We start from the raw sequence: 25,406 nt of genomic DNA on the forward strand, positions 1-25,406 counted from the left end.
CGCTATTGACCCGGGGGGGCCGGAACCCGTATAACTAACGGGTTTCGCCCGCTGTTCATCTTTTATTAACATTTCAGGAAGCGCCATGTCTGCCAAGCATCCCATCATAGCTGTCACCGGTTCATCCGGCGCCGGGACCACGACGACAACGACCGCCTTCAACCACATCTTCAGGCAGTTGGGCATCAACGCCGCCTATGTGGAGGGAGACAGCTTCCACCGCTATACCCGCGCCGAAATGGAAGTGATGATCCGCAAGGCCAAGGCCGAAAACCGCGACATCAGCTACTTTGGCCCCGAAGCCAACGACTTTGGCCGCCTGGAGCAATGCTTTTCCGATTACAGCACCACCGGCACAGGTGAAACCCGCAGCTACCTGCACACCTTCGATGAAGCCGTGCCCTACAACCAGATGCCCGGCACCTTCACCCAATGGCGCCAACTGCCCGGCGATACCGATATGCTGTTTTACGAGGGTCTGCACGGCGGCGTGGTAACCGCCGAGCACAACGTGGCGCAGCATGTGGATTTATTGATTGGCATGGTGCCCATCGTCAACCTGGAGTGGATCCAGAAGATCATCCGCGATACCTCAGACCGGGGCCACAGTCGCGAAAAGGTGATGAACTCTATCGTGCGTTCCATGGACGATTACATCAATCATATGACGCCGCAGTTTTCACGCACCCATATCAACTTCCAGCGGGTGCCCACGGTAGATACCTCCAACCCCTTCTCGGCCAAGGCCATTCCCAGCCTGGATGAAAGCTTTGTGGTCATCCGCTTCCGCGGCTTCAACAAGGTGGACTTCCCTTACTACCTGTCGATGTTGCAGGGCAGCTTTATGTCGCGGATGAACACCATGGTGGTGCCCGGCGGCAAGATGTCGCTGGCGATGGAGCTTATCCTCACCCCGCTGATCCAGGAGCTGCAGGAAAAGCGTCAGGCGATTCTGGACAGTGAAGCGGGCGACGACAGCGCAAAATAAAACGCAAAAAACCGAATTTAACCGTGTTTTCAGCTTCTCTTAAGTGTGAGGTCGTATTCTTTGTCACGTCGGGATTTCAGGCGAAATAACGATAGTTGACATACTCTCGGGAGTGGATTCCCCCATCTTGATCTGTTCGCTTCCTTGAGTATGTCAGCGACCTCACCCTGCTAAACTTTACCCTTCTGCGTTACCCAGCCAAACTCCCCTGCAAGCAACAAAAAACCCGAGCGAGTCGGGCTTTCGGCATTTGCATCTTTTGCATTTGGCTCAAGGCCAGATCCTCAGTTAAAGGCTGCTTTATACGCTCAAGGCTGCTTTATGCGCTCAAGGCTACTTTATGCGCTCAAGGCTGCAGCGGTATCACTTCGCGATAAGGCTTGCCCTGCTGATAGTGCTTCAGGCGCTGATGAAACTCTTCGGCCTTAAGGTCGGTTTGTTTGCTGTGTTCAAGGGCGGCAATAGCGCGCTGCTGGGCAGCAACGGCATTGTTGAAGTCACCCAGCTCGGCATAGGCAGCGGCCAGGTTATCCAAATTGGTCGGGTCGTTGGCGTTTTCAGACAGCAGCTTCAATGCCAGAGTCACCGCCTTGGAGCCATCGCGGTATTTGGCTTCGGGACAGGTGGCCAGAATCCAGGCGGCATTGCCAAGGGCTACCTGATCGCCCGCGAGCTGAAACTGCTCCACGGCACGGCCGCAGTTACGCTCAACACCATCGCCACCGGCGGCATAAATAAAACCAAGGCGGAAATTGGCCCAGCGCTCACCGCGCAGGCTCATTTGCAAATACCAGCGTTCGGCTTCGGCGAGATTACGGTTGACGAGCTGACCTTCGAAACGCAGATCGGCGAGGGTTTGCTGAGCCTTGCCATGGCCCTGATTGGCGGCGCGGCCAATCCACTGCATCCCAAGTTCAGCATCCTGGGCAACGTAGCGGCCGGAAACGTGCATCAAACCAAGTAAAAACTGCGCATCGGCATCTTCATTGGCAGCGCGCATCTCAATGTGCAGCAACTTGCCCGCCGCTTCATCGCCCGCCGGACGGGGCAGCGAAAATGCCGAAGCGGTGCCTACATTCAACATCAGAACGACGGCTGCCGTAATACCTTGCCAGTACTTCACACCTTGGCTCCTTTTACGTAAGTTTCATGAGTTAGCCAGAAAACGCCGCCCATGTCGAGTATCAAAAGGTACCATGGCGTTTGCGGGGCTCACATTAAAGAATAACCTGAATATTCACCATAGCGTTCTATTAAAGGATGCGCTGGATCGGCACAGCGTCATTCAGTGGTGTGATTTAGGCAACAGACTGACGCTTTGGCTGTAGCCGTCATACGGTATTGGTTGACATGCATCACCAAAACACCAAAATAAATCATTAATTTTGATGCGTAATTGCGTACATTCGGTTGTTCTGAATTTCGATCTGTATCATGGTTTGACCAGACGCATTGGCGTAGAATGCTTATTTAGAACGACCTTACTTAAGTTTTTTCATGCGAGGAACACGGGCATGGCACTGATTGGCAAACCTAAACCCGATCCAACTCTGGAATGGTTTTTATCCCACTGTCACATTCACAAGTATCCGGCCAAGAGTACCTTGATCCACGCCGGTGAAGACTCAGATACCCTCTACTACATCGTTAAGGGTTCTGTTGCAGTACTGATTAAGGATGAAGAAGGCAAGGAGATGATCCTGTCTTATCTGAATCAGGGCGACTTTATTGGTGAGCTGGGTCTGTTTGAAGAACAAGCCGAGCGTACTGCCTGGGTTCGCGCCAAGCAGGCCTGTGAAATCGCTGAAATTTCTTACAAGAAATTCAAGCAACTGATTCAGGTGAATCCAGAAATCCTGATGAAGCTGGCCGCGCAAATGGCTGTGCGTCTGCAAAGCACCAGCCAGAAGGTAGGCGATCTGGCCTTCCTCGACGTAGCCGGTCGCATAGCTCAGACTCTGCTGCACCTGGCCCGTCAGCCAGATGCCATGACCCACCCGGACGGCATGCAAATCAAGATCACCCGTCAGGAAATCGGTCAGATCGTGGGTTGTTCACGCGAGACCGTAGGTCGCATCCTTAAAATGCTTGAAGAACAAAATCTTATCCAAGCTCACGGCAAAACCATCGTGGTGTACGGCACCCGTTGATAAAGCGTTCAGCTTGACTTAAGTCTGCTAAAGTAAAGTGGCTCTCGATCTATCCGGGGCCACTTTTTCTTTAAGGAGCATGTATGTCGCGAAGACTGCCTTTGGGCATCATCATTACATCCTTGCTTCTTCAGGGAAAAGTGGCAGCTTCGGCCATTGAGCTGGAACACTACGAGGCCAAGCGCCTGGTCAGTGAAGGACAGATCCTCTCCCTTGATGCCACCCTCGAACGGGTCGCGGCCTTTTGCCAGGGAAAACTGCTCGACGCCCACCTGTATCAGGATGGTGACTCCTGGCGTTATGATTTGCAGTTTGGCTTTCAACGTGGTCAGATAACCCATCTGAGCGTTGACGCGTCGAGCGGGAAGCTCAGTCCCGATTCAGTACTGCCGGACGAATGCCAAACCCATGAAACTGCTACTCGTTGAAGACAATGCCATGCTGGTCAAAGAGCTGCAAAAACAGCTCAAACAGGCCGGTTTTGTTACCGATGTGACCGACAAGGCGGTTGACGCCGACTACCTTATCAAAGAAACCCAATACGACTGCGTGATCCTCGACATCGGCCTGCCCGACGGCAATGGTCTGAATTTGCTTGAGAAGTGGCGTACCGACGGGATCACCACTCCCGTGATTATGCTCACCGCGCGCAGCCAGTGGCACGAAAAGGTTGAAGGCTTTAACGCCGGCGCCGATGACTATCTGGGCAAACCCTTCCACGCCCAGGAATTGCTGGCCCGCATCCATGCACTGATTAACCGCGCCCATGGCCGTCCCGCAAGCCCTGGCAAGCAACTTAGCTATGGCGGTGTGACGCTGGATGAATCCCAGCAGACCGTGCAGGTTGGCGAGCAAATTCATGAGCTTACCGCCATGGAATTTCGCCTGCTGAAAATCTTCCTGTTGTCTCCCAAGAAACTGCTGTCCAAAGCCCAGCTTACCGACAAGCTGTATCAGTTTGACGATGAGAAAGAGAGCAACGTGGTGGAAGTGTACGTGACCCACCTGCGTAAAAAGCTCGGCAAGACCGCCATTGAAACCCGTCGCGGTCAGGGATATATCTTCCACGGCCTGGAAGTATGATCTCAATTCGCGCCAAGCTCAGTCTATGGCTGACCGGGCTTGTGATCGTGGGCACCATAGTCGGCCTGTTTTTGTTTGAATCCATGCTCAGACAGGCCTTTCACGACTCCATTATCAACCGCCTCGAAGAAGACCTCGAACACGTTATCCTTGCCACCCACATTCAGGATGGCGATATCGGCATCGATCAATCCATGCTGTCGGGCTTCTACAAACCTGCCTATTCCGGCCGTTATTACCAGCTGAACCTGCCAGAAGAAGTGATCCGTTCGCGCTCCCTGTGGGATCAACAGCTGGAGATCGAGGATCTCGCCCCAGGCGAAACCCGGGTATGGCAGGCCAAGGGGCCGAAAAACCACGATATGCAGCTCTTGAGCGTGGGGCTTAAATCCCAGAGCGGCGAGATTCAGGCTACCCTCACAGTGGCGCAGGATCTCAGTATTGGCCGCAGGGTATTCAGCGAAATCTATGGCACCAAGCTGATGGTCAACCTCGGCATGTTGCTTGCCATGATCACCGGCATCTTTTTGGTGCTGCGCCAATCGTTCCAGCCACTGCGCAAAATCAAAGAAGCCCTGTCGCGGCTCAGGGACGGCGAAACCGACCGGCTGGCGCTGGACACCATTCCCGCCGAGCTGCATCCGCTGGCGTCCACCTACAATGAGCTGCTGGACTACACCAGCAAGCAAATCGCCCGCAGCCGCAATAACCTTGGCAACTTAAGCCACGGCCTCAAAACCCCGTTGGCGGTAATGCAGCAGCAGGTGGAAACCCTGGGGCTGAGCGACCCGGAAATGGCCGAAGCCATGCAGCAGCAGCTGGATATGATCCGCAAGATGATTGAGCGCAAGCTTGCCGCTGCGCGTATCACAGGCGACATGCTGCCTGCGGCGCAAATGCAAATTCCGAGGGATATCGACAGCCTCACCGGCACCCTGGAAAAGGTGCATCGCAGCAAAGAAATTCGCTTTGCGGTGGATATAGCCAGAGGTATCAATCGCTTGCCTATTCACCGCGAAGACGGCATGGAGCTACTCGGTAACCTTTTGGATAACGCCTGCAAATGGGCCGCTGTCGATGTTTCCCTGCGGATTTTCCCGCTGGAAAGCACCTTATGGCTGGAGATTGAAGATGATGGCCCCGGCGTAGCGGCCGAAGCCTTGTCTCAGCTCACCGAGCGCGGCAAACGCCTCGATGAAGCCGTGATGGGCCATGGACTTGGGTTATCGATTGTCAAAGAGATCTGCGAGCAATACGAGCTTGAGCTGGATTTCACCCACAGCGAACGCCTGGGCGGCCTTAAGGTCAGCATTGGCTTCAGACTCCACTAATATTCTGATTATCCAGATAAAAAATCCCGGCCAAGACCGGGATTTTTGTTTGCTGCCTCTTTCATCTGCCCGCAGGCAGCAGCGACATCACAAACCATCAGTTAACGTTGGTGCTCTCAAAAATCTTGTCCGCCGATGCGGCCACAAAACCTGTGTAAAGCTCACCATCGGCCTTGGGATAGCGCAGGGCAAACTCGTAGAAGCAGCTTGGCAGCTCAACGGTTTGGTCATCGAAGGCAACCGCAATACGGTCGGCCATGGTTGAAGACTGCTCAAGCAGCTCAGCTGGTGAGCCTTTCACTTCGCCACCTGCCGCATTCAGCACAAAGTCACCCTGTTTGAGGGCATCATTGACCTCAAGGATGCTGCTGTAGCCGGGCAAATGGTTGATAGACACAGTAAAGTGGTTGGCGCGATAACCAAAGGCAGCAACCCAGGCGGCATATTCGCTCTCAGCCAGCAGTTTTTGGTAGGTGGCAAAATCCACTTTCCAGTGGCGACCTGAGTAGAGGAAGTTTTCGGCCTTGGTCGCAGCCACATCCACCTGTGCCACCATCTCTTTCACAATGGCTTGCAATTCAGGGCTGAATTCTTCCACCAGCAATTCGGAGATAAACACCTTGGGCTGAGTGCTGTCAGCATGCTCGAAGTGCTTGGCGCGCAGCTTCTTCTTATCAAAGTTGTAGTCGGCACAGGCCTTGTAACCCAGGGCTTCAAAGTGGGCCGCCAGCACGTCCAGATTCACCTTATCCAAATTGAAGGTACGCAGCGCGATATGGTCGTTGATGATGGCTTCGCCCTTGCCAAGCAGGCTGTGAACCTTGGCGGCGGAAGGGGTCATCTCGATATAGTCCTGCCAGAGGGCGGCGAACAAGGCGTTTACATCAGTGTGCATCAATCACTCCTTAACGGCAGCGGAAACCTGTGTGCTTGTGGTGTCCCGCTGCGCCCGGTATTCCGGGTGTTCAGTACGTCAGTGGTTACTACAGATACGGGTAATACAAAACGGCGCGCCCAAATGGAGCGCGCCGTCATAGGTTATATCGACAGACCCGGACTCAGGCTGGCGGGCATGGTCACGCTGTCGGACTCCATGGACGCCACTGGATAGGCGCAGTAGTCAGCGGCATAGAAGGCGCTGGCTCTGTGGTTGCCCGAGGCACCTACACCACCGAAGGGGGCTGAACCGGACGCACCTGTGATTTGCTTGTTCCAGTTAACGATACCGGCGCGAATGCGGTCGAGGAAGTACTCGTAGTCGGCTTTATCATCGGCCAGAATACCGGCCGACAGACCATAGCGGGTATCGTTGGCCAGGCGAATGGCTTCGTCAAAATCGCTGTAGCGCACCACCTGCAGCAGCGGACCAAAGTATTCTTCATCCGGCAGCTCAATCACTTCGGTTACATCAACAATGCCGGGGGAAACCAAACCGGTGCCCACTTCGAGGTGAGTCAGCTCAACCAGCGACTTACCACCAAGATTCAGCAGGTTACGCTGCGCTTCCAGCATGCCTTTAGCAGCGGTTTCTGAAATCATCGAGCCCATAAATGGTTGTGGCTCGGCATTCCATGGGCCAACCTTGATGGCTTTTACCGCATCAACCAGACCGGCAAGCAGCTTGTCGCCCTCGGCGCCTTTTTCCACATACAGACGGCGAGCGCAGGTGCAGCGCTGACCGGAAGAAATAAAGGCCGATTGAATAATGTCATGAATGGCGGCGCGGGTATCGCTCACGCCCCTGATGATAAGTGGGTTGTTGCCGCCCATTTCCAGCGCCAGAATTTTACCCGGATGACCGGCATACTGCTGATGCAGCAGGTGACCTGTGCGTGAGCTGCCGGTAAAGAACAGACCATCCAGCTGTGGATGGGAGGCCAGTGCCTTACCTGTCTCCACTTCGCCCTGTACCTGATTAATCACGCCCTTGGGCAGACCGGCCTTGTCCCAGAGTTTCAACATCTCTTCGGCCACTTTTGGAGTCAGCTCAGAGGGCTTGAACACCACGGCGTTACCCGCCAGCAGTGCAGGCACTATGTGGCCATTTGGCAGGTGGCCGGGGAAGTTGTAAGGGCCAAATACCGCCACCACACCATGGGGCTTGTGACGCAGCACAGCGCGGCCTGCGGCGCCATCATTCACTTCAGTGCCGGTACGCTTGTGATAAGCGGTAATCGACAGACCCACTTTGCCAATCATGGCAGCAACTTCGGTTGCGGTTTCCCAGCGTGGCTTACCGGTTTCCTGGGCTATCACTTCGGCCAGCTCAGCCTTATTGGCTTCAAGCTCGGCGCGGTAGGCTTCCACAATGGCCTGACGACCTTCAAAGCCCAGCATAAACCAGTCGAACTGGGCGTTACGGGCAGCCATCACGGCCGCATCAACCTGAGCCGGTACCGCCGCTTTGCCCTGCCAAATCACCTCGCCATTGGCGGGGTTGTTTGACTGCATCTCTTTGCCTTCGCCAGCGAGCCACTGGCCATTGATAAATTGGGTCATATCGAAATCCTATATTGCCAGTACCCGCACCTGCTCGCCGTCGCTGACCAGAAGGCCTGCGGCAAGCTCGGGGCTTAAAATAACGTCTTCACTGTCTGCGCTGATGTGCAGCTCGGTGCAGCTGGCGCGGTAATCGGCCAGCTTGGTGTTGGAGATAAGATAGCTGTCATCCGATGCCGGCATCTCACCGATGCGAACCGTCAGCAGGCGACTTTCACGCACGCCGCGGATGTCCTGCAGATTGCACTCTACGGTTGGGCCACCATCGAAAATGTCCACATAGCCGCGGCAACGGAAGCCTTCGGCACGCAGCAGGCTGATGGCGGGACGGGTGTTGGTGTGAACTTCACCAATCACCTTTTGCGCGTCTTCCGGCAGCAGACAAACGTACACAGGGTTTCTTGGCATCATCTCAGCCATAAAGGCTTTTTGGCCAAGGCCCGAGAGATAGTCGGCCTCAACAAAATCGATACCCAAAAAGTGCTTTTGCAACCAGGAGTAGAAGGGCGAGTTGCCGTTTTCATCGCTGACCCCGCGCATTTCGGCAATCACGGTTTCACCGAAGCGTGACGCATGCTGAGCCAAAAACAGGAAGCGGCTGCGGGAAAGCATGCGGCCATTGTTGCCCTGGCGATAATCGGCCTTCAGAAACAGGGTGCAAAGTTCGGCGGCGCCTGTGTAGTCGTGACACAGAGTCAGGGTCTCGACTTCGTTACGCACCTGAATTTGCTCAGAATGATACACCTCTGTACCCAGGCGGTAATGATAGAACGCATCTTCCATGCCTACGGCGGCTTCCAGAGCACAGGTGCCCACCACCAAACCGTTTTCGGTGTCTTCAAGCACCATCAGATAGCCTTCGTCAAACGGCTTATCCACGACTTTTTGAAAGGATGCTTCTGAGCGGGCTATTTTGCGTTTCAGCAGATCTTCGTTCACCGGCAGCGAGGTAAAGCCATGGCCTGACTCAACGGCAATGCTGTACAGGGCATCGAAGTCACTGGATCGGATTGGACGTATGATTAACATCGTTGTTTCTCCTCTCGGTCCCGCCCGCCGGTTTTTTATGCAATTTAGCATCTCGGAGGTGCAAACGTCTGCGCCAGGGTTCTGACGGACAACACGCCTCACGGCGATTGGCAGGACTTCGCTGATCTTGTTGGGGCGACCTTGGCCGCCCCTGGCTTTATCAGGCAGCTGTTACCTTGGCAACGGCACGTTCAAAACGGGCCAGACCTTCGGCAATATCGGCTTCCGGGATCACCAGTGAAGGAGTGAAGCGCACCACGTTGGCGCCAGCCATCAGGCTCAGCAGGCCTTCGGCCACGGCGGCATTGAGGAAGTCGCGGCTACGACCGGCATACTGCTCGTTGAGCACAGCGCCCAGCAGCAAGCCCTTGCCACGCACTTCAGAAAAGACGTGATATTTTTCGTTGATACGGGCCAGACCGTCACGGAAGAGTTGCTCGCGATGCTTAACACCATCCAGCACTTCGGCGTTGTTCACCACATCCATCACAGCGTTACCGATGGCACAGGCCAGTGGGTTACCGCCGTAGGTAGAACCGTGGGTGCCCACTTTCAGGTGAGCGGCAATCTTGGCCGTGGTCAGCATGGCCGCGATGGGGAAACCACCGCCCAGCGCCTTGGCTGATGTCAAGATATCAGGCACGATTTCGGTGCCCATGTAAGCATAAAGCTCACCGGTACGGCCGATGCCAGTCTGCACTTCATCGAAGATAACCAGGGCATTGTGCTTGTCGGCCAGACGGCGAACGGCACGCAGGAATTCTGGGTCGCCATTGATGATGCCACCTTCGCCCTGCAGCGGCTCAAGCATGATGGCACAGGTGTTGTCAGACACAGCAGCTTCCAGCGCGGCGATGTCATTGAAAGGCAGGTGGGTGATGGCCGCAGGCTTGGGACCAAAACCATCGGAGTAGGCAGCCTGACCACCAACAGAAACGGTAAAGAAGGTACGGCCGTGGAAGGCCTTGTCGAAGGCAATGACTTCAACCTTGTGCTCACCGAAGTTTTCGATGGCATAGCGACGGGCCAGTTTCAGGGCCGCTTCGTTGGCCTCGGCGCCTGAGTTGGCAAAATACACACGCTCGGCAAAGGTGGACTCAACCAGCTTGGTGGCCAGCGCCAGCGCGGGCTCGTTGGTCATGGTGTTGGACAGGTGCCACAGTTTCTCGCCTTGCTCTTTCAGGGCAGAAACCAGCGCAGGATGACAGTGACCCAGACAGTTCACGGCAATACCGCCGGCAAAGTCGATGTACTCGTTACCTTGCTGATCCCAGACACGGCTTCCTTCGCCACGCACGGGAATTACCGCGGCAGGCGCATAGTTAGGCACCATTACTTCATCAAACTGGGCACGTGTCAGATTCATGTTGTCAGTCATTCCTGTTCATCCTTTGTGTGTTAAGCAACCCTGAGGGTTACCGGTTTGCCGCTGCTTATCTTTTTTAGTCACTGGGGTTGCAGCATCTGCTTGTGTCGGCTGGATGTCATTATTAGCCAAAATGTGATCAAAATACCAGTTTTTCACAATCAGCCCCCACAAATGCCCGTGTGTCGCTGCATAAAGATTTGCCGACAGACAGTAGAAAAGCAAATAGCAGTGGAAATACTGGCATATTTAGTCAGAAAAAAACTTATTTACGTGCAATTTTTGAGACTATGCAGCAAATCTGCATAACTAGACATTTCAGCTAGCCTTGGTGACGACGAATAAAGTCAACGATGATCCCCCTGCCCTCCACCGCTTCAGGCAGCAGCTCAAACAGCGGAAACACATGGGGCATGTTGGCGATAAAGCGGCTTTCCACTGCATTGCCAGCCGCTGCCAGCCGCATTGCCATGCGTTCGGCATCTTCCAGCAGCAGCTCTCGGGTGCCGGCCAGCAGCAACACTGGCGGCAGTCCGTGCAGCTCGCCGTGCAGCGGACTGACCTCGGGTAACATAGGGTTGGTGCCCTGCAGATAGGCGCCCCTTAGCCTGAGCAGCGACTCCGGGGTAAAGAAAGGATCATCCGCCGCCAGCAATCGCTCGCTGTCGCCGGTAATGGCCAAATCCAGCGCCGGACTCAGCAGCACGCAGCTTTGTGGCAGCTTAAGCCCCAAGTCCCGCGCGTTGAGCAGTAATGCCATGGCCAGATTACCACCGGCGCTGTCGCCCATCAGTACAAAGGGGCCTGACCAGGCATCAAGAAAGGCACGAAATCCTTCCAGCACATCCTCAAACGGGGCCGGAAACGGATGCTCGGGCGCAAGACGATAGTCCGGCACAAACGCATCGGCGTTGAGCTCAGCGCAAAGGGAGGCGATGTAACGTGCATGGGCATGGGGCGTTTTCAAACAAAAACCACCGCCGCGCACATAAAAGATAGCCAGCTCAGACTGCCCGTAGTCGGCAACGCCCGGCGATGGGCTCGACTCGTCAGCGCCTTTCTGCATCTGATAATGCAGCAGCTTGCTGTGGGTCAGCGGCAGTTCTTTGGTGGTCAGCGCCTCAGGCCAGGGCAGATAGCGGCAATCCAGCGACAACAGTCGCAGTCGGATGTCCGGCAGCGACATACGAACGCCACGGGCGTTCATGCTGGGTCTGGCAATGTAGGACAGAATGCTGTTGAGAACCTTGGCCTGCCAACTCGCCATCGGGCGTTTCCTTAAAAGAGGTCTATCTTGCGGTAGTTTTGCGCCTTGAGGCGAATGATTTCCTGCTCGGACAAACCATAGTAGCGGTACATCAACCTCGCCTCCTGGGGCTCCAGCTGCTTGGTTTCTTCCAGCGTCATCACCTGGGCAAAACAGGCGGCCTTAGCCAGGATTTGTGCGTCTAGCGGCAACTCGGCGATGGTCAGGGTTTCATCAAGCGCCTTTAAGTTTTGCACCATTTCATGGTTGTCGAACTTAAGCCGCGCAGGTACCGCCCAGGCCAGGGTGGCCGAATGCTCAAGCACCTGCTCCAGCACCCGCTCGGCGGGAAACTCGGTGGCCATCACGGCGTCGTAGAGCTCTTTATCGCGGCTGGCGCTGGCTTCACGCAGCCAGTTACCCCAGTTCTTCTCATACACGGCGGCGGCAGTGCCCAGCACCATGGTGATACCAAACTGTTCCAGCATGGCGCTGATAAAGGCGAGGGTTTCGTTGCGCTCGTGCAATTTGGCCAGTGCCTTGGCCGCGGTGGCGCACACCAGCGAGTATTGCCACAGCTTGCGGTTGGTCCACAGCAAACAGGAGTGCCCCGCCGGCAGCCAGTTTCGCATGCTGTAGTAAGGCACCAACTGGCGCAGGTTCTCAACGCCGATAAAGTTGAGCACCAGCTTGATGTCGGTTACCCGCACATCGGCACGCTGGGGATGGCGCTGACGAAACGCCGTGCTGTTGACCACATTGGTCAGATCCCGCGACAGCCAGCCAATACCGTTCATCAGCAGGCGGACCCGACCCATATCCGGGCTGGATTTACACAGCTGTTCAAACAGGGCTAATTGGGTTTCGGTCAGGTTGGAGCGTTGGATGAGCCGGTCCATGTCCGACAGGGTCAGCGCGATTTCGTCCATGATGGTATCGGTCAGCTGCGCCGAAACCGCATCAAAGACTTCGCGGGCTTTTTGCTGGCGCTCGATACGTTCAAATACGGCGGCACGCTCGATGTCCAGCTTGAAGGCAATGGACTCAAGATCCTGATCCAAATCATCCAGCAGTCTGGAGGCTTTCTGTTTACCAACAATGAGTTGTCGGTATAAACGACGCTCAATCTCCAACACACTGCCGGGCTTCACACCGCCCACTGCGCTGATCACCAACTTATCTTGCTCCCACGGAGTTAATCACGGATACCGTATCCTTCATTTTTAGCACAAATCGCCTTGAATGCGGGACTGATATTTATCCAACTGACTGACAAACTATCAGTTTTTGACAGTAAAACAGGGCCATGTGGCCCTGTTGTTAACGACCGGTTACCCGGTTACTTGAGTTCGGATTCAAACAGCTTATAAATCCGGCGGTATTCGTCGAGCCAGCTCGAAGGCTCACGGAAGCCATGGGGCTCAACCGGATAGATGGCGGTTTCGAACATGGGCTTTTCAAGCTCGATCAGCCGCTGCACCAAACGCACACTGTCCTGGAAGAACACGTTGTCGTCCAGCACCCCGCTCATAATAAGCAGCGGCTTGTTCAAGCCTTCAGCATGGTAAATCGGCGAGCTGCGCTCAAAGGCGATGGCGTCCACATCCGGGGTATTGAGGATGTTGGAGGTGTAAGGCGCATTGTAGTGGGCCCAGTCGGTCACAGGGCGCAGTGCAGCACCGGCCTGGAACAGCTCAGGTTCGCGGAACAGCGCCATAAAGGTGAGGAAGCCACCGTAGGAGCCGCCGTAGGTGCCCACACGTTTGCCATCGACATTGGCGTTATTCACCATCCAGGCCACGCCGTCTTTGAGGTCTTCCACTTCAGGGTGACCCATCTGACGGTAAATGGCGGTACGCCAGTCACGGCCATAGCCCTTGGAGCCACGGTAATCCATATCCATCACCACGTAGCCCTGCTGGACCAACAGGTTGTGGAACATGAATTCGCGGAAATATCCCGAGAAACCAAAGTGCGCGTTTTGCAGGTATCCGGCACCATGGTTGAAAATTACCGCAGGATACTTATCGGCCTTGGACGCATCATAGCCCTCGGGCAGATACACCCGCGCGTAAACCACACCGGCGCCGTGGTTTGAGGGCACGGCCACTACGTTTGGCGCCTGCCAGGCGTAGTTTTTGAAGGCATCTGAGGTGTAGTGAGTCAGGCGGGTAAGCTTGCCGCCAATCTCCTGCACGTACAGCTCATCGGGCTGAATACGACTGGAGGCCGTCAGCAGCAACTTGCTTTCATCGGGGCTTAAGCTGTAATCCAGGGTACCTTCCCACCAGGTGAGCTGCTCATCGGTGCCATCGGCCAAAGACACACGGTACACATTGTAAATCCCGGGGTGGTCTTTGTTGGCCTTGTAGTAGATGAAGTTACCGTCTTTGCTCAGGGTCAGGTCGCTGACCACAAAGCGGCCCTTGGTCAGCGCCTTATGCGCCTGGCCTGGAGCCTTGATATACAGCTGCGAATAGCCGGACTCTTCCGACAGGAAGTAGAAGCGGCCATCGTTGAGCCAGCCAAACTGGTTGTAGTCGTAGTTCACCCAGGCATCGTCATGGAGGCGGTGCTCAGTGCTGAGCTTGCCTGAGTCGAGGTTAACCGAGGCAATCCAGCGGTCTTTGTTGTCCACGGCTTCCAGCATCACGAGCAGCTTGCCATCGTCGCTCCACTGAATGGCGCTCTGGCTCCAGCCCCAATCCTGCATCAGTTGCAGCTTACGGGCGGCTTTTTCGCTGCTATATTCTTCACCTCGGGCCTTGGCGTTTTCGGCTTTCACCGACGCAAGCACATCCTCATCAAAGCCTTTCAGGCCTTCGATGCTGATATCGCGTTTTTGACGTTGCTGCAGATCAATCAGCACCAGGCGCTGGCCCGGGGGATTATCTTCGGCCACCCTGGCACGGGCTGGCACGGCATCCACATATCCGTCTTTACCCAGGTAATTGGGCATGATGTCGTGCTCACTGCGGCCCTGATAGCTCTTGTCCTGCAGCGCCAGCAGCAGATAGCGACCATCAGCCGACAGCGACAGTTCGGTCACCAGCTCAGCGTCACCCAGATACCAGGGCTCGGCGCTCATGGTGGTGTCGGCTTTGCCAAGGTCAGCCTTGTAGCTTTCACGGGCCTTGGCCTTATCGTGCTGGGCGGCTACGTACTGGATTAGACGGGCCTGCTCTTTGGCAAGATAGGTGTCAGGTGCGGTCACGCCCTTGGGCGCCTTGCTCATGCGCACATCGGCAATCTGCTCTACCAAACCATTGCTGTGAAGGCGGAATACCGCGTTGCCCTGCCAGAATGCGATGTCGCCGTTATTGAGGAAACGCGCGCCATCCACAGGCGTATTAGTGCGGGTCAGCTGGGTGATGTCACCGGTTTGCAGCTGTTTTACAAACAGATTGCCCTGATACACATAGGCCTTACGCTTGCCTTCGGCATCCACAACGCCACTGCGCTGAGAGGCCTGATGCAGCTCAGCCAAACCAAGCTCTCTGGCCGCACCATTGAGCGGTTGCACATAATAGTTTTTCACAGCAGCGCCGCTTGGCATACGCTCGAAATAGACGCTGCTGCCATCATCGCTCCAGTAAGCGTTGCGGGCAAAGATCCCCATCCAATCCGGATTGGCCATGATTTGTTTCATGGTCAGCTTTTCTCCGGCGGTCACCGGCATGGCAAGCACTGGATGGACTGACTGGATTTGATTGATTTCTGCGGGGGCGGCCGATGGCTGCTCGGTGGCACTGCAGCCCGCCAAAATGGCAAGCGCCAGGGCACTTACGGCAAAGTGTCTGGTAACTGGGTTCATCATGCTTCCTTTTTTGTTATATGGGCGGGGCTTTATGGGCGGTGCCTCGTCTCGTAGTGGCGCCAGTTATACCATATTTGCCTGCGGAACGACGAAAACCGCCGCCATCAAGGCCACGAAAACTTGTAACAGAACGTCAAACGAAGGAAGGATCAGCGGGGCTGTTTGAGGAAGTTGTCCAGCAGCTCATGGCCCTGGGCGGTCAGAATGGACTCAGGATGAAACTGCACGCCGAACAGGGGCAAGGTTTGATGACTGATGGCCATGATCTCGCGGCCGTGGACCGGATCATCGAACCAGGCATCCAGCTCAAAGCCCTGAGGCACAGACTCCACCAACAGAGAGTGGTAGCGGGTCACCCTGAGCGGGTTATCAAGCCCATGGAACAGCCGCTGCTGATTGTGGTCTATGTCGCTGGTTTTGCCGTGCATCACCCGCCCGGCGCGGATCACTTTAGCGCCAAACACCTGCGCCATTGCCTGATGACCAAGACACACCCCGAGAATTGGCAATTTACCGGCAAAGTGCTCGATGGCCGCCAGGGAAATACCGGCATCGTCCGGGGTGCAGGGGCCAGGTGAAATCACCAGATGGTCGGGAGCCAGGGTCTCGATTTGGGCCAGATTAATATCATCGTGACGGCGCACCACGACCTCCTGACCCAGTTGCTGAAAGTACTGCACCAGGTTGAAGGTAAAGGAGTCGTAGTTGTCGATCATCAGCAACATGGTTGCGATTACCCGTCCGATTTTGCGCTTGGTTTGATTGGCGGCGAATGCTAGCACAGTGCCACGTTTGGATCATCCAATGCGGTAAATTATGTCTATTATTAACAAACAACAACGATAGCAGGACTGCAGCAAAGCTATGGTGAATTGGGCAGCCTGGCTCATGCGTGCCGCCACCCTTGGCATTCAGTATTGCCAGAGCAAAACAGACGAACGCAAACTGATCCAGACCAACATTGGCGTCTACATCGCCATGCTTACCATTCTTATCTTCGACATCGCGTTTTTAATCAATGGAAATCAGGGCCTTATTTACTCAGGCTTGGTACAAACGCCATTTTTGATGCTGCTGCCCAGCGTGCTGTTGCTGAATCTGCGTGGCCTCAGGTTCGAAGCCACCCTGTGGCTGTTCGTGTTGGTGATGCTGGATGCCTTTACCGCGCTGGTGCTGGCTCAGGGTGTCACCATAGGTTTACACTATTACTTCCTGCTGTTCGCTATCCTGCCGGCGTCGTTTCTCGACTCGCGCCAGTGGCTCACCACCGCCGTACTCTTTCTGATCAATATGATGCTGTTTGCCTACTTCCAGAGCTTTGGCTGGCAGGCGCATCCGGCGATTGCCGAAGTACCCGAGGCAATACTGGGTCATTTACAGGTACTGATGATTGGCTCCTGTGTCGCCACTGTGTTGCTACTTATCCTTATCAGCGAGTTCTACTCGGCGGAAAACGAGCGCAATCTACAACACCTTGCCGATACCGACACCCTCACAGGCCTGCCAAACCGACGGGCCTTTATGCATCGTCTGGAACAGGTTATCCAGGAACACAGCCCCTTTTGTTTGATGATAGTGGATGTAGACCACTTTAAGCGCATTAACGACAGTGCAGGTCACCTGGCCGGTGACAAGGCTCTGCGCTTTTTGGCAAACGAGCTGAGAATGCACATCCGTGCCAACGACTTTATCGGTCGTATCGGCGGCGAGGAATTTGCCATAGTGCAGTTCAGCCCCTCCCCCAGCGATAACATTAACCGGGCCGAGCGCCTGTGCCGTGATATTGCCGCCACCGGTATCGAGATAGGCGCTGAAAGGCTGAAACTGACCATCAGCATAGGGGTGTGCCTGGTCACGCCGCCGGCCAAATTGGTGAATGTACTGACGCTGGCGGACGCAGCGCTTTATGAAGCCAAAAGCAATGGCCGCAATAGAATTGAGGTCACGGAAAGCCTTGGCGGCTTCTAGCCAGTGCGAATCACCGCATTACCCGGCCCAAACAAAAAACCAGCCCGAAGGCTGGTTTTGCTGTGAACAGGCTTAAACTTGCTTAGATTTCGGCTCGCGGCTTACTTAACCACAGTAAGGTGAGCGCGACGCTTGGCAGCCTCGTCCTTTCCCTTGGCAGGCTTTGCAGTTTCATCTGCCGCCTTGGGAGCCTCAACGGAAGGCTCGGATTCCACCACACTGAACAGCTCTTCTTCAGAGTCATCGAGCAGGTAAGCATCTTCGGCATCGAATACGGTACCGGCGCCATTCTCGCGGGCATAGATAGCCACAATAGAAGCCATGGGCAGCACCACCTGATGGGGGACGCCACCGAAGCGGGCATTGAACATCACGGCATCGTTGCCAAGTTCAAGGTTGCCCACTGCGCCTGTAGCTATGTTCAGCACAATCTGACCATCCCGCACATACTGCTGAGGTACTTCAGTACCGGGCACCATTGCATCCACCACCACATGGGGGGTGAGCTGGTTGTCCATGAGCCAATCGTAATAGGCTCGCAGCAGGTAAGGACGACTGGGAGTCAGCGGCTTCATTACATACCCATGCGCATTTCGCGCTCGGCTTCAGTCAAAGAGGCCTTGAATGACTCACGCTCGAAAATGCGGGTCATGTAGGCTTTGATGTCTTTGGCAACGCCGGTATCCAGGTGGATGCCGAGGGCAGGCAGACGCCACAGCAAGGGGCCGAGGTAGCAGTCAGCCAAACCAAATTCTTCGTTCATGAAGTAAGGCATTTCGCCGAACAGGGCAGAAATGGCAATCAGACCTTCACGCAGCTCTTTACGGGCGGCATCGGCACGGTCACCTTTCTTGATGCGATCAACCAGGGTGTACCAGTCGGTGTCGATGCGGTGCATCATCAGACGGCTCTGGCCACGGGAAACTGGGTATACAGGCATCAGTGGCGGATGCGGGAAGCGCTCGTCCAGATACTCCATGATGATGCGTGACTCATACAGCACCAGTTCACGGTCAACCAGAGTGGGTACTGAATTGTAAGGGTTCAGTTCCAGCAGATCCTCTGGCATGTCATTGGGATCGACCTGTAAAACATCAACGGTCACGCCTTTTTCAGCCAGTACAATACGTACCTGGTGGCTGTAGAGATCGTCGGCGCCGGAAAACAGAGTCATGATAGAGCGTTTGTTGGCAGCAAGAGCCATTGATACCCTCCAGAATCGAAACAAATAAAATAAACGAGGGGCTAATGCCCCCCGTTTCAATACGCGGATAGAGTATTTTACCCGCTATTGGCTATCAGTGTACATCCTTCCAGTATTCTTTCTTCAGGAGGAAGGCCACGATAAAGAAGATAAACAGGAAGCCAAGCACCCAAACACCCAGCGCTTCGCGCTCGAGTTTGACGGGTTCGGCTGAGTATACCAGGAAGCCAGTGATGTCACGGGCAGCTTGGTCATACTCTTCAGCATTCATCGAGCCACCTACAGCTGGATTCACGCCTTTAACCTTAGTAACTTCTTTGCCATCAACAACTTCGGTTTCAATAACTGGAGTTGCGATGCCCTGCAGTCCTTCGAGAACATGCGGCATACCCACGGATGGGAATACAGTGTTGTTCACGCCGAAAGGACGGCTTGGGTCTTTGTAGAAACCCTTGAGATAAGAGTAAACCCAGTCTTCACCACGAACGCGGGCAACCAGGGTCAGATCCGGTGGTGCAGCACCAAACCACTTGGCAGCATCTTTCTCAGGGATGGCGTTTTCCATCAGCTCACCTACTTTCGCGCCGGTGAGGACGTACTTGCTGCGCATCTCGTCGATAGACACACCCAGATCAGTCGCTACACGCTCGTAACGCTGGTACTGAGTGCTGTGACAGCCGGAGCAGTAGTGTTGGAACAGATCCAGACCACGAACCAGAGACTCTTTATCGTTCAGATCGATATTGGCCTTTTCCAGGTGCACGTTGTGGCCGCCAGCGGCGAAGCCAAGAGTCGGCACCAGAGCAACCAAAGCAATGAGTAACTTTTTCATTATTTAGTCAACCTCGCTGGAACTGGCTTGGTTTTCTCGTTCTTGCTGTACACCCACAGAGCGACGAAGAAGCCGAAGTAGGTGATGGTGAACACCTGAGCGGCAATAGTCAGCGCAGGGCTAGCAGGAACGGCACCGAGGTAACCCAGAACAATGAAGGACACTGAGAACTGGGCAATGTTCAGCTTGTGAATGAAGCTTCTGTAGCGAACAGACTTCACCTTACAACGGTCCAGCCATGGCAGCAGGAACAGCACGGCGATGGACAGACCCATCATGATCACGCCGCCCAGCTTGTGTGGAACCGCACGCAGAATCGCGTAGAAAGGAGTGAAGTACCAAACAGGTGCAATGTGCTCTGGGGTCTTCATTGGGTTAGCAGCCTCGAAGTTAGGCTTCTCGAGGAAGTAACCACCGCCCTCAGGCATAAAGAACAGCACGTAGCAGAACAGGATCAGGAAGCCCGCCACACCTACAATGTCTTTCACAGTGTAGTAAGGGTGGAATGGGATACCGTCAACAGGCCAGCCGTTTTCGTCTTTGTTCTTCTTGATTTCGATACCGTCTGGGTTGTTTGAGCCCACTTCGTGCAGGGCAATCAGGTGCAGGAACACCAGAACAACCAGTACCAGCGGCAGTGCAATCACGTGCAGGGCGAAGAAGCGGTTCAGGGTTGCGCCCGATACCACGTAGTCACCACGGATCCACAGCGTCAGGTCATCACCGATAACAGGGATGGCACCGAACAGAGAGATAATTACCTGAGCACCCCAGTATGACATCTGACCCCATGGCAGCAGGTAGCCCATGAAGGCTTCGGCCATCAGCACGAGGAAGATCAGCATACCGAACAGCCACAGCAGCTCACGTGGCTTCTGATATGAACCGTAGATAAGACCACGGAACATGTGCAGATAAATCACCACGAAGAAGGCCGAGGCCCCGGTGGAGTGCATATAACGCAGCAGCCAACCATACTCCACGTCACGCATGATGTATTCGATGGAGGCAAAAGCGCCTTCTGCGGTAGGTACGTAGTTCATGGTCAGCCAGATACCGGTGAGGATCTGGTTTACCAGCACGAGCAGCGCCAGAGAACCGAAGAAGTACCAGAAGTTGAAGTTCTTGGGAGTCGCATACTGACCCACATGACGGTTATAGGTGGCCGTCATTGGGATACGTGCGTCGATCCAATCGATAATGTTCTTAACCATTATGCAGTCTCCCCGTCGACACCAATGATCACATTCACATCATCAAGATACTTGTGAGGAGGGATCACCAGGTTCAGTGGCGCAGGAACGCCCTGGAATACGCGGCCGGCCATATCAAACTTGGAGCCGTGGCAAGGACAGAAGAAGCCAGAGCTCACGCCTTCAACCTGCTCGCCAAATGAATCTGGCAGATAGGTAGGAGAACAGCCCAGGTGAGTACAGATACCAACAGCGATAAAGTACTCAGGCTTAATAGAACGTACGCCGTTTTGGGCATACACGGGTTGCTGTAGTTCATCAGACGCAGGGTCGCGCAATTGACCATCGAGCTCAGGAAGTTGCTTAAGCACTTCCTCGGTGCGGCGTACAACCCAAACGGGCTTACCGCGCCACTCTACACGGATCAACTGGCCTGGTTCCAGCTTACTGATATTAACTTCTACCGGCGCACCTGCAGCTTTCGCCTTGGCGCTCGGATTCCATGACTTGATAAAAGGAACCGCTACAGCGACGGCACCAGCACCGCCAACTACAGCGGTTGCGGCTGTCAGGAATCTGCGACGTCCGGTATCGACTGGCGCATTGCTCATCCACATATCTCCCAGCGGGGGTTGGAATTTTTTGTTTTTCAAAATCTTACCGTGAAGCCGTGAAGCTCTGGGTAAAATCAAAGTTTGAGGCGGGGCTCATTATAGCCAAAAAGTGGAGGCAGATCATAGTCAAAACACACAACTAAGTTGGGGAGATAGCGTTTTTTTCAACAGGGCAATCGACGCCGATGGTGCAATTTGCCATTCCTGCCCGGTAAAACCTATGTAGATTGAAATCACGGCAAATCTAAATTAGCGATTTAAAAGTATTTTTCCATAAAAAAAGCCCAACCGAATTGGTTGGGCTTTAATCTGAGACAAGCCGATTATTTTGGCTTGGCTTCCTTCATATAACGGAAGAATTCGCTGTCAGGCTCCAGCACCATCACGTTGCCACTGCCGGCAAAGCTGGCACGGTAAGCGTCCAGGCTACGCATAAAGGCATAGAACTCAGGAGCCTTCTTGTAGGCATCGGCGTAGATCTTGGCAGCAACCGCATCCCCTTCACCACGCAGCACCTGGGCATTACGCTGGGCATTGGAGAGACGAACCACCACGTTGGCATCGGCGGTCGCACGAATTTTTTCGGCTTCCTCACGACCCTTGGCGCGGTGCTCTTTGGCCACGGCCTGACGCTCTGCGCGCATACGCTGGAAAATCGACGAGCTGACGTTGGTTGGCAGGTTGATCTGCTTCACCCGTACGTCCACGACTTCGATACCCAAGTCTTCAGCACTCTTGCGGACATTTTCCAGTGCCTTGCGCTGCAATTCATCACGGCCACTGTTTTCTTTGTCCAGGGTTTCACCCTCACGGACACCGGAAACAATTTCCTTGATGGTACGCTGACCGAACTCGGTACGCAGGTCACTGTTGATTTTACGCTGCAGCAGGGCTTCGGCATTGGACTTGATACCACCGTTGGTAGACAGGTAGTACTTTTCAAAGTCATGGATGCGCCACTTCACGTAAGAATCCACCATCAGGTCTTTCTTCTCGGAAGTCACGAAGCGGTCGGCTGCGCCGTCCAGGGTTTGCACCCGGGCGTCGAGATTGCGCACAGTGTCGATGAAAGGCATTTTAAAGTGCAGGCCTGGGCCAAACACCTTGGTGCGCTCTACACCGTCCACGTTTTCTTTCACGATGGCGTTAAAGCGCGACACAATCGCCCGCTCGCCTTCATTCACCACCATCAGTGATGAACTCAGCACCGCAACAACCACAACCAGGATAACCAGTAATAAACGACTCATTTCTTATTCCCTCCCCTGGCGAACACGATCTTCACGGGACGGACGACCACTTACCGGCATGCCAGTTGAGCGGCTGGAAGCGCTTGAGTCCACATGGTTTTGGGAAGACACACCTGAATCACCGTTGTTGCTTGCGCCAACAGCCGGATTCATCAGCTTATCCAACGGCAGGTACATCAGATTGCCATTGTTTTTGGCATCGATGAGCACCTTGTTGTTGCCGGAAAGAACCTCTTCCATTGCCTCGATATACAGGCGCTGACGGGTTACTTCCGGAGCAGCCTTGTACTCAGGCAGCATCTTGTCAAAGCGCGCCACGGCACCCTGAGCCTGCTGAACCACCTGCGCCTTGTAGGCACGGGCGTCTTCGGCAATACGCTGTTCCTGACCACGGGCGCGAGGTTCAACTTCACGCTGGTAGGCTTCGGCTTCACGGATATAACGCTGTTCGTCTTCCTGTGCTGCAATGGCGTCATCGAAGGCGTCTTTCACTTCTTCCGGCGGACGGGCCGGCAGGAAGTTCACGTCAACGATGGTCAAGCCCAGCTTGTAAGGCTCAATAATTCGCTCAAGCTCAGCCCAGGTATCGGTACGGATTTTGTCACGGCCAGTGGTGAGGATGTCATCCATGCGGGAGTGACCCACCACGTAGCGCAGGGCGCTGTCGGTAGCTTCGCGCAACGAAGAATTGGCATCCACGGCACTGAACAGATACTGGTAAGCGTCAGTCACCTTGTACTGCACTGCCAGCTCAACCTGTACCACGTTTTCATCGGAAGTCAGGATGCTGCCAGCGGCAGGAATGGTGCGGAAGGCCTCCACGTCCACCGGGAAGACTTCATCGATAAAGGTGGCTTTCCAGCGCAGGCCGGGGCCTACTTCACCTATGTATTCACCAAAGCGCAGGTGAACGCCACGCTCTGCTGTCTTGATGGTATAAAACCCAGACAGGAACCACACAGCAGCGCCCAGCGCGAGGATAATACCCAGGCCGCCGAAACCGACGCCATTACCCTTGCCACCAAAGCGTTTGGAAATATTACGAAAGACTTCGTCCAGATCCGGTGGCCCCTTATCGTTGCCACCCTTGTTTCCCCAAGGGTCCTGACCCTTGTTACCGGGCTCGTTCCAAGCCATTTAATACTCCATAAGTGGATGATATTAATAGTTAACAAACTACCCTATCAGTCGCTGTATCGACAATAAAGGTTTCCAACTCACCTTGACTCTGTTTAGCAAGCCTGCGCCAATCGGCATCAGACATACGAACAGACAAGATACAGTTCCCCAGATCGTCATACTCTTTCTGCTGTATCGCATCCAGTCGATAAAACTGGCCAAGATAATGCCCGGCCGTGGCCGGGATTTTCAGGGTCAGTTCGGCAATCACATTGCCCACCAACTCCTGAATTGCCTGCCGCAGTAAATCCAATCCCTGATCCTGCTGCGCAGTTAACCAGACCCGGAAAGGCTTTCCGGTGTCATCCCGATCAATGGCCGGTTGCAGGCCTTCGACCAGGTCGATTTTGTTGCACACGATGAGTTGAGGGATCTCATCGGCATCGATTTCCTTCAGAACCGCCTGCACCTGCTCAATGTTGTCACGCATCTTTTCATCTGCGCAATCAATCACATGAAGCAAGAGGTCGGCTTCACGTGTTTCCTGCAGTGTCGCCTTAAATGCGGCAACCAGATCGTGTGGAAGGTGACGGATAAATCCTACGGTATCGGCAAGAATGGCGGCGCCATCGGGCAAGTCCAACTTGCGAAGGGTAGGATCCAGAGTCGCGAACAGCTGGTCGGCGGCGTACACCTCTGAGCTGGTCAGCGTATTGAACAGGGTCGACTTTCCTGCGTTGGTGTACCCCACCAGGGATACCGCCGGCATGTCGCTGCGTTGACGCGCCCGACGACTCTGCTCACGCTGTTTGTCTACCTTCTCCAGACGACGGTTAATCGTCTTGATCCGGCCGCGCAGCAGGCGACGGTCGGTTTCCAACTGGGTCTCACCCGGACCGCGAAGGCCGATACCGCCCTTCTGACGCTCCAGGTGAGTCCAGCCCCGCACCAGGCGAGTCGACATGTGGCGCAATTGCGCTAGCTCCACTTGCAACTTACCTTCGTGTGTCCGGGCACGCTGGGCGAAAATGTCCAGGATCAGGGTCGTCCGGTCGAGTACACGACAATGGCACACCTGTTCCAGGTTTCGCTCCTGAGCCGGACTCAGGGCATGGTTGAATATCACCACATTGGCGTCGGTCGCGGCCACCATGGCGGCCAGCTCCTCTGCCTTACCGGAGCCCACAAAAAACTTGCGGTCCGGCGCTCGGCGACTTCCTGTGATTACACCAACGGCGCGGGCGCCCGCCGATTCCACCAATAACTGCAATTCGGCGAGATCTTCCCGACTGCCTTCGTCGGTAAAATCGATATGGACAAGAACCGCAGTTTCTCCCGCCTCATAACGATCAAACAAGAAGCAAACCTCTCAAATTCAGACAGCAGCGATTACTGTTCGCTGGCACTGTCGTCCTGCTGGGCATTGTAGTTGCTGCCGCCACCCTGGTGGTTACCCACGTTGAATGGACGGGAAGGCACTACGGTAGAGATGGCGTGCTTGTAAACCATCTGGCTCACTGTGTTCTTCAGCAGGATCACGAACTGGTCGAAAGACTCAACCTGACCCTGGAGCTTGATGCCGTTAACCAAATAGATTGAAACAGGAACACGCTCACGGCGCAGTGCGTTCAAAAATGGGTCTTGTAAAGATTGCCCCTTAGCCATTTGTTATTTCCTTTTTAAATTATAAAAATCCAACGCAAACGTTTTCTGTTTG

24 protein-coding genes are annotated in these 25,406 nt (G+C 54.7%); 6 read left to right on the forward strand and 18 right to left on the reverse strand.

Annotation, left to right across the window (positions count from 1 at the left end):
• Positions 1-85 precede the first annotated feature (85 nt).
• On the forward strand, positions 86-988 hold the full coding sequence (locus tag STH12_RS14480; protein WP_126168193.1) for a phosphoribulokinase: 903 nt from the start codon (positions 86-88) through the stop codon (positions 986-988).
• A 346-nt stretch (positions 989-1,334) separates the two neighbouring features.
• On the opposite strand, the gene STH12_RS14485 is transcribed toward STH12_RS14480, so the two are convergent.
• Positions 1,335-2,111: a tetratricopeptide repeat protein gene (locus STH12_RS14485; RefSeq protein WP_418856584.1), complete on the reverse strand. Its 777-nt coding sequence runs from the start codon at positions 2,109-2,111 to the stop codon at positions 1,335-1,337.
• Between the two features lie 391 nt (positions 2,112-2,502).
• On the opposite strand from STH12_RS14485, the gene crp reads away from it, so the two are divergent.
• The 4 genes from crp to STH12_RS14505 all read left to right on the forward strand — a co-directional run bounded on the left by crp (position 2,503) and on the right by STH12_RS14505 (position 5,552).
• Positions 2,503-3,138, forward strand: coding sequence for a cAMP-activated global transcriptional regulator CRP (gene crp, locus STH12_RS14490; protein ID WP_126168194.1), 636 nt, complete (start codon positions 2,503-2,505; stop codon positions 3,136-3,138).
• Between the two features lie 83 nt (positions 3,139-3,221).
• Positions 3,222-3,566 carry a PepSY domain-containing protein gene (locus STH12_RS14495; RefSeq protein ID WP_126168195.1) on the forward strand — a complete coding sequence of 115 codons (345 nt, stop codon included), beginning with the start codon at positions 3,222-3,224 and terminating at the stop codon, positions 3,564-3,566.
• Positions 3,547-4,221, forward strand: coding sequence for a response regulator transcription factor (locus STH12_RS14500; protein ID WP_126168196.1), 675 nt, complete (start codon positions 3,547-3,549; stop codon positions 4,219-4,221). The genes STH12_RS14495 and STH12_RS14500 overlap by 20 nt, the downstream gene beginning before the upstream one ends.
• Positions 4,218-5,552, forward strand: coding sequence for an ATP-binding protein (locus STH12_RS14505; RefSeq protein ID WP_126168197.1), 1,335 nt, complete (start codon positions 4,218-4,220; stop codon positions 5,550-5,552). Before STH12_RS14500 ends, STH12_RS14505 begins: the two co-directional genes overlap by 4 nt.
• 97 nt (positions 5,553-5,649) lie before the next feature.
• Here STH12_RS14505 and STH12_RS14510 read toward each other — a convergent pair whose 3' ends face one another.
• The 8 genes from STH12_RS14510 to STH12_RS14545 all read right to left on the reverse strand — a co-directional run bounded on the left by STH12_RS14510 (position 5,650) and on the right by STH12_RS14545 (position 16,234).
• Positions 5,650-6,447, reverse strand: a complete 798-nt coding sequence (locus STH12_RS14510) for a DUF1338 domain-containing protein (protein WP_126168198.1) — start codon at positions 6,445-6,447, stop codon at positions 5,650-5,652.
• A gap of 143 nt (positions 6,448-6,590) precedes the next feature.
• On the reverse strand, positions 6,591-8,051 hold the full coding sequence (gene astD, locus STH12_RS14515; RefSeq protein WP_126168199.1) for a succinylglutamate-semialdehyde dehydrogenase: 1,461 nt from the start codon (positions 8,049-8,051) through the stop codon (positions 6,591-6,593).
• 9 nt (positions 8,052-8,060) lie between these two features.
• Positions 8,061-9,080 carry an arginine N-succinyltransferase gene (astA, locus tag STH12_RS14520; protein ID WP_126168200.1) on the reverse strand — a complete coding sequence of 340 codons (1,020 nt, stop codon included), beginning with the start codon at positions 9,078-9,080 and terminating at the stop codon, positions 8,061-8,063.
• Between the two features lie 160 nt (positions 9,081-9,240).
• Entirely contained in the window at positions 9,241-10,458 is a 1,218-nt protein-coding gene (locus STH12_RS14525) for an aspartate aminotransferase family protein (RefSeq protein ID WP_126168201.1), read from the reverse strand.
• Positions 10,459-10,768: 310 nt separating this feature from the next.
• Positions 10,769-11,713, reverse strand: coding sequence for an alpha/beta hydrolase (locus STH12_RS14530; RefSeq protein ID WP_126168202.1), 945 nt, complete (start codon positions 11,711-11,713; stop codon positions 10,769-10,771).
• Between the two features lie 11 nt (positions 11,714-11,724).
• Positions 11,725-12,867: an HDOD domain-containing protein gene (locus tag STH12_RS14535; RefSeq protein WP_126168203.1), complete on the reverse strand. Its 1,143-nt coding sequence runs from the start codon at positions 12,865-12,867 to the stop codon at positions 11,725-11,727.
• A 164-nt stretch (positions 12,868-13,031) separates the two neighbouring features.
• Positions 13,032-15,506: a S9 family peptidase gene (locus STH12_RS14540; protein WP_126168204.1), complete on the reverse strand. Its 2,475-nt coding sequence runs from the start codon at positions 15,504-15,506 to the stop codon at positions 13,032-13,034.
• Positions 15,507-15,658: 152 nt separating this feature from the next.
• On the reverse strand, positions 15,659-16,234 hold the full coding sequence (locus tag STH12_RS14545) for an anthranilate synthase component II (RefSeq protein ID WP_126169543.1): 576 nt from the start codon (positions 16,232-16,234) through the stop codon (positions 15,659-15,661).
• Positions 16,235-16,373: 139 nt separating this feature from the next.
• Here STH12_RS14545 and STH12_RS14550 point away from each other — a divergent pair, with 139 nt between their 5' ends.
• Positions 16,374-17,477 carry a GGDEF domain-containing protein gene (locus tag STH12_RS14550; RefSeq protein ID WP_126168205.1) on the forward strand — a complete coding sequence of 368 codons (1,104 nt, stop codon included), beginning with the start codon at positions 16,374-16,376 and terminating at the stop codon, positions 17,475-17,477.
• A 101-nt stretch (positions 17,478-17,578) separates the two neighbouring features.
• Here the strand turns inward: STH12_RS14550 and STH12_RS14555 are convergent, their stop codons facing one another.
• From STH12_RS14555 to hfq, 9 genes are all read right to left on the reverse strand, one after another.
• Positions 17,579-18,052: a ClpXP protease specificity-enhancing factor gene (locus STH12_RS14555; RefSeq protein WP_126168206.1), complete on the reverse strand. Its 474-nt coding sequence runs from the start codon at positions 18,050-18,052 to the stop codon at positions 17,579-17,581.
• The gene (gene sspA / locus STH12_RS14560; protein ID WP_126168207.1) at positions 18,052-18,681 is read right to left on the reverse strand and encodes a stringent starvation protein SspA; all 630 of its coding nucleotides are present in this window, start codon (positions 18,679-18,681) and stop codon (positions 18,052-18,054) included. The genes STH12_RS14555 and sspA overlap by 1 nt, the downstream gene beginning before the upstream one ends.
• Before the next feature lie 94 nt (positions 18,682-18,775).
• Entirely contained in the window at positions 18,776-19,513 is a 738-nt protein-coding gene (locus STH12_RS14565; protein WP_126168208.1) for a cytochrome c1, read from the reverse strand.
• Positions 19,513-20,727 (reverse strand): cytochrome b, encoded by a 1,215-nt coding sequence (locus STH12_RS14570; RefSeq protein ID WP_126168209.1) that lies wholly within the window; start codon positions 20,725-20,727, stop codon positions 19,513-19,515. The genes STH12_RS14565 and STH12_RS14570 overlap by 1 nt, the downstream gene beginning before the upstream one ends.
• On the reverse strand, positions 20,727-21,317 hold the full coding sequence (petA, locus tag STH12_RS14575; protein WP_126168210.1) for a ubiquinol-cytochrome c reductase iron-sulfur subunit: 591 nt from the start codon (positions 21,315-21,317) through the stop codon (positions 20,727-20,729). The genes STH12_RS14570 and petA overlap by 1 nt, the downstream gene beginning before the upstream one ends.
• Positions 21,318-21,643: 326 nt before the next feature.
• Positions 21,644-22,570, reverse strand: coding sequence for a protease modulator HflC (gene hflC / locus STH12_RS14580; RefSeq protein WP_126168211.1), 927 nt, complete (start codon positions 22,568-22,570; stop codon positions 21,644-21,646).
• A gap of 3 nt (positions 22,571-22,573) precedes the next feature.
• Positions 22,574-23,707: an FtsH protease activity modulator HflK gene (gene hflK / locus STH12_RS14585; protein ID WP_126168212.1), complete on the reverse strand. Its 1,134-nt coding sequence runs from the start codon at positions 23,705-23,707 to the stop codon at positions 22,574-22,576.
• Positions 23,708-23,738: 31 nt separating this feature from the next.
• On the reverse strand, positions 23,739-25,046 hold the full coding sequence (hflX, locus tag STH12_RS14590) for a ribosome rescue GTPase HflX (protein WP_126168213.1): 1,308 nt from the start codon (positions 25,044-25,046) through the stop codon (positions 23,739-23,741).
• A 32-nt stretch (positions 25,047-25,078) separates the two neighbouring features.
• On the reverse strand, positions 25,079-25,354 hold the full coding sequence (gene hfq / locus STH12_RS14595; protein WP_126168214.1) for an RNA chaperone Hfq: 276 nt from the start codon (positions 25,352-25,354) through the stop codon (positions 25,079-25,081).
• Between the last annotated feature and the right edge of the window lie 52 nt (positions 25,355-25,406).

The sequence above is a fragment of the Shewanella khirikhana genome (genome assembly GCF_003957745.1).
GTDB lineage: Bacteria > Pseudomonadota > Gammaproteobacteria > Enterobacterales > Shewanellaceae > Shewanella > Shewanella khirikhana.

Bases quoted from the DNA above. Each gene is read 5' to 3' on its own strand.
- STH12_RS14530 (WP_126168202.1), bottom strand. From the start codon at position 11,713: ATGGCGAGTTGGCAGGCCAAGGTTCTCAACAGCATTCTGTCCTACATT.
- hfq (WP_126168214.1), bottom strand. From the start codon at position 25,354: ATGGCTAAGGGGCAATCTTTACAAGACCCATTTTTGAACGCACTGCGC.
- STH12_RS14495 (WP_126168195.1), top strand. From the start codon at position 3,222: ATGTCGCGAAGACTGCCTTTGGGCATCATCATTACATCCTTGCTTCTT.
- STH12_RS14565 (WP_126168208.1), bottom strand. From the start codon at position 19,513: ATGAAAAAGTTACTCATTGCTTTGGTTGCTCTGGTGCCGACTCTTGGC.
- STH12_RS14550 (WP_126168205.1), top strand. From the start codon at position 16,374: ATGGTGAATTGGGCAGCCTGGCTCATGCGTGCCGCCACCCTTGGCATT.
- STH12_RS14545 (WP_126169543.1), bottom strand. From the start codon at position 16,234: ATGTTGCTGATGATCGACAACTACGACTCCTTTACCTTCAACCTGGTG.
- astD (WP_126168199.1), bottom strand. From the start codon at position 8,051: ATGACCCAATTTATCAATGGCCAGTGGCTCGCTGGCGAAGGCAAAGAG.
- sspA (WP_126168207.1), bottom strand. From the start codon at position 18,681: ATGGCTCTTGCTGCCAACAAACGCTCTATCATGACTCTGTTTTCCGGC.
- hflK (WP_126168212.1), bottom strand. From the start codon at position 23,707: ATGGCTTGGAACGAGCCCGGTAACAAGGGTCAGGACCCTTGGGGAAAC.
- crp (WP_126168194.1), top strand. From the start codon at position 2,503: ATGGCACTGATTGGCAAACCTAAACCCGATCCAACTCTGGAATGGTTT.
- petA (WP_126168210.1), bottom strand. From the start codon at position 21,317: ATGAGCAATGCGCCAGTCGATACCGGACGTCGCAGATTCCTGACAGCC.
- STH12_RS14525 (WP_126168201.1), bottom strand. From the start codon at position 10,458: ATGACTGACAACATGAATCTGACACGTGCCCAGTTTGATGAAGTAATG.
- STH12_RS14555 (WP_126168206.1), bottom strand. From the start codon at position 18,052: ATGAAGCCGCTGACTCCCAGTCGTCCTTACCTGCTGCGAGCCTATTAC.
- STH12_RS14480 (WP_126168193.1), top strand. From the start codon at position 86: ATGTCTGCCAAGCATCCCATCATAGCTGTCACCGGTTCATCCGGCGCC.
- hflC (WP_126168211.1), bottom strand. From the start codon at position 22,570: ATGAGTCGTTTATTACTGGTTATCCTGGTTGTGGTTGTTGCGGTGCTG.
- STH12_RS14570 (WP_126168209.1), bottom strand. From the start codon at position 20,727: ATGGTTAAGAACATTATCGATTGGATCGACGCACGTATCCCAATGACG.
- STH12_RS14500 (WP_126168196.1), top strand. From the start codon at position 3,547: ATGAAACTGCTACTCGTTGAAGACAATGCCATGCTGGTCAAAGAGCTG.
- STH12_RS14510 (WP_126168198.1), bottom strand. From the start codon at position 6,447: ATGCACACTGATGTAAACGCCTTGTTCGCCGCCCTCTGGCAGGACTAT.
- astA (WP_126168200.1), bottom strand. From the start codon at position 9,080: ATGTTAATCATACGTCCAATCCGATCCAGTGACTTCGATGCCCTGTAC.
- STH12_RS14505 (WP_126168197.1), top strand. From the start codon at position 4,218: ATGATCTCAATTCGCGCCAAGCTCAGTCTATGGCTGACCGGGCTTGTG.
- STH12_RS14540 (WP_126168204.1), bottom strand. From the start codon at position 15,506: ATGAACCCAGTTACCAGACACTTTGCCGTAAGTGCCCTGGCGCTTGCC.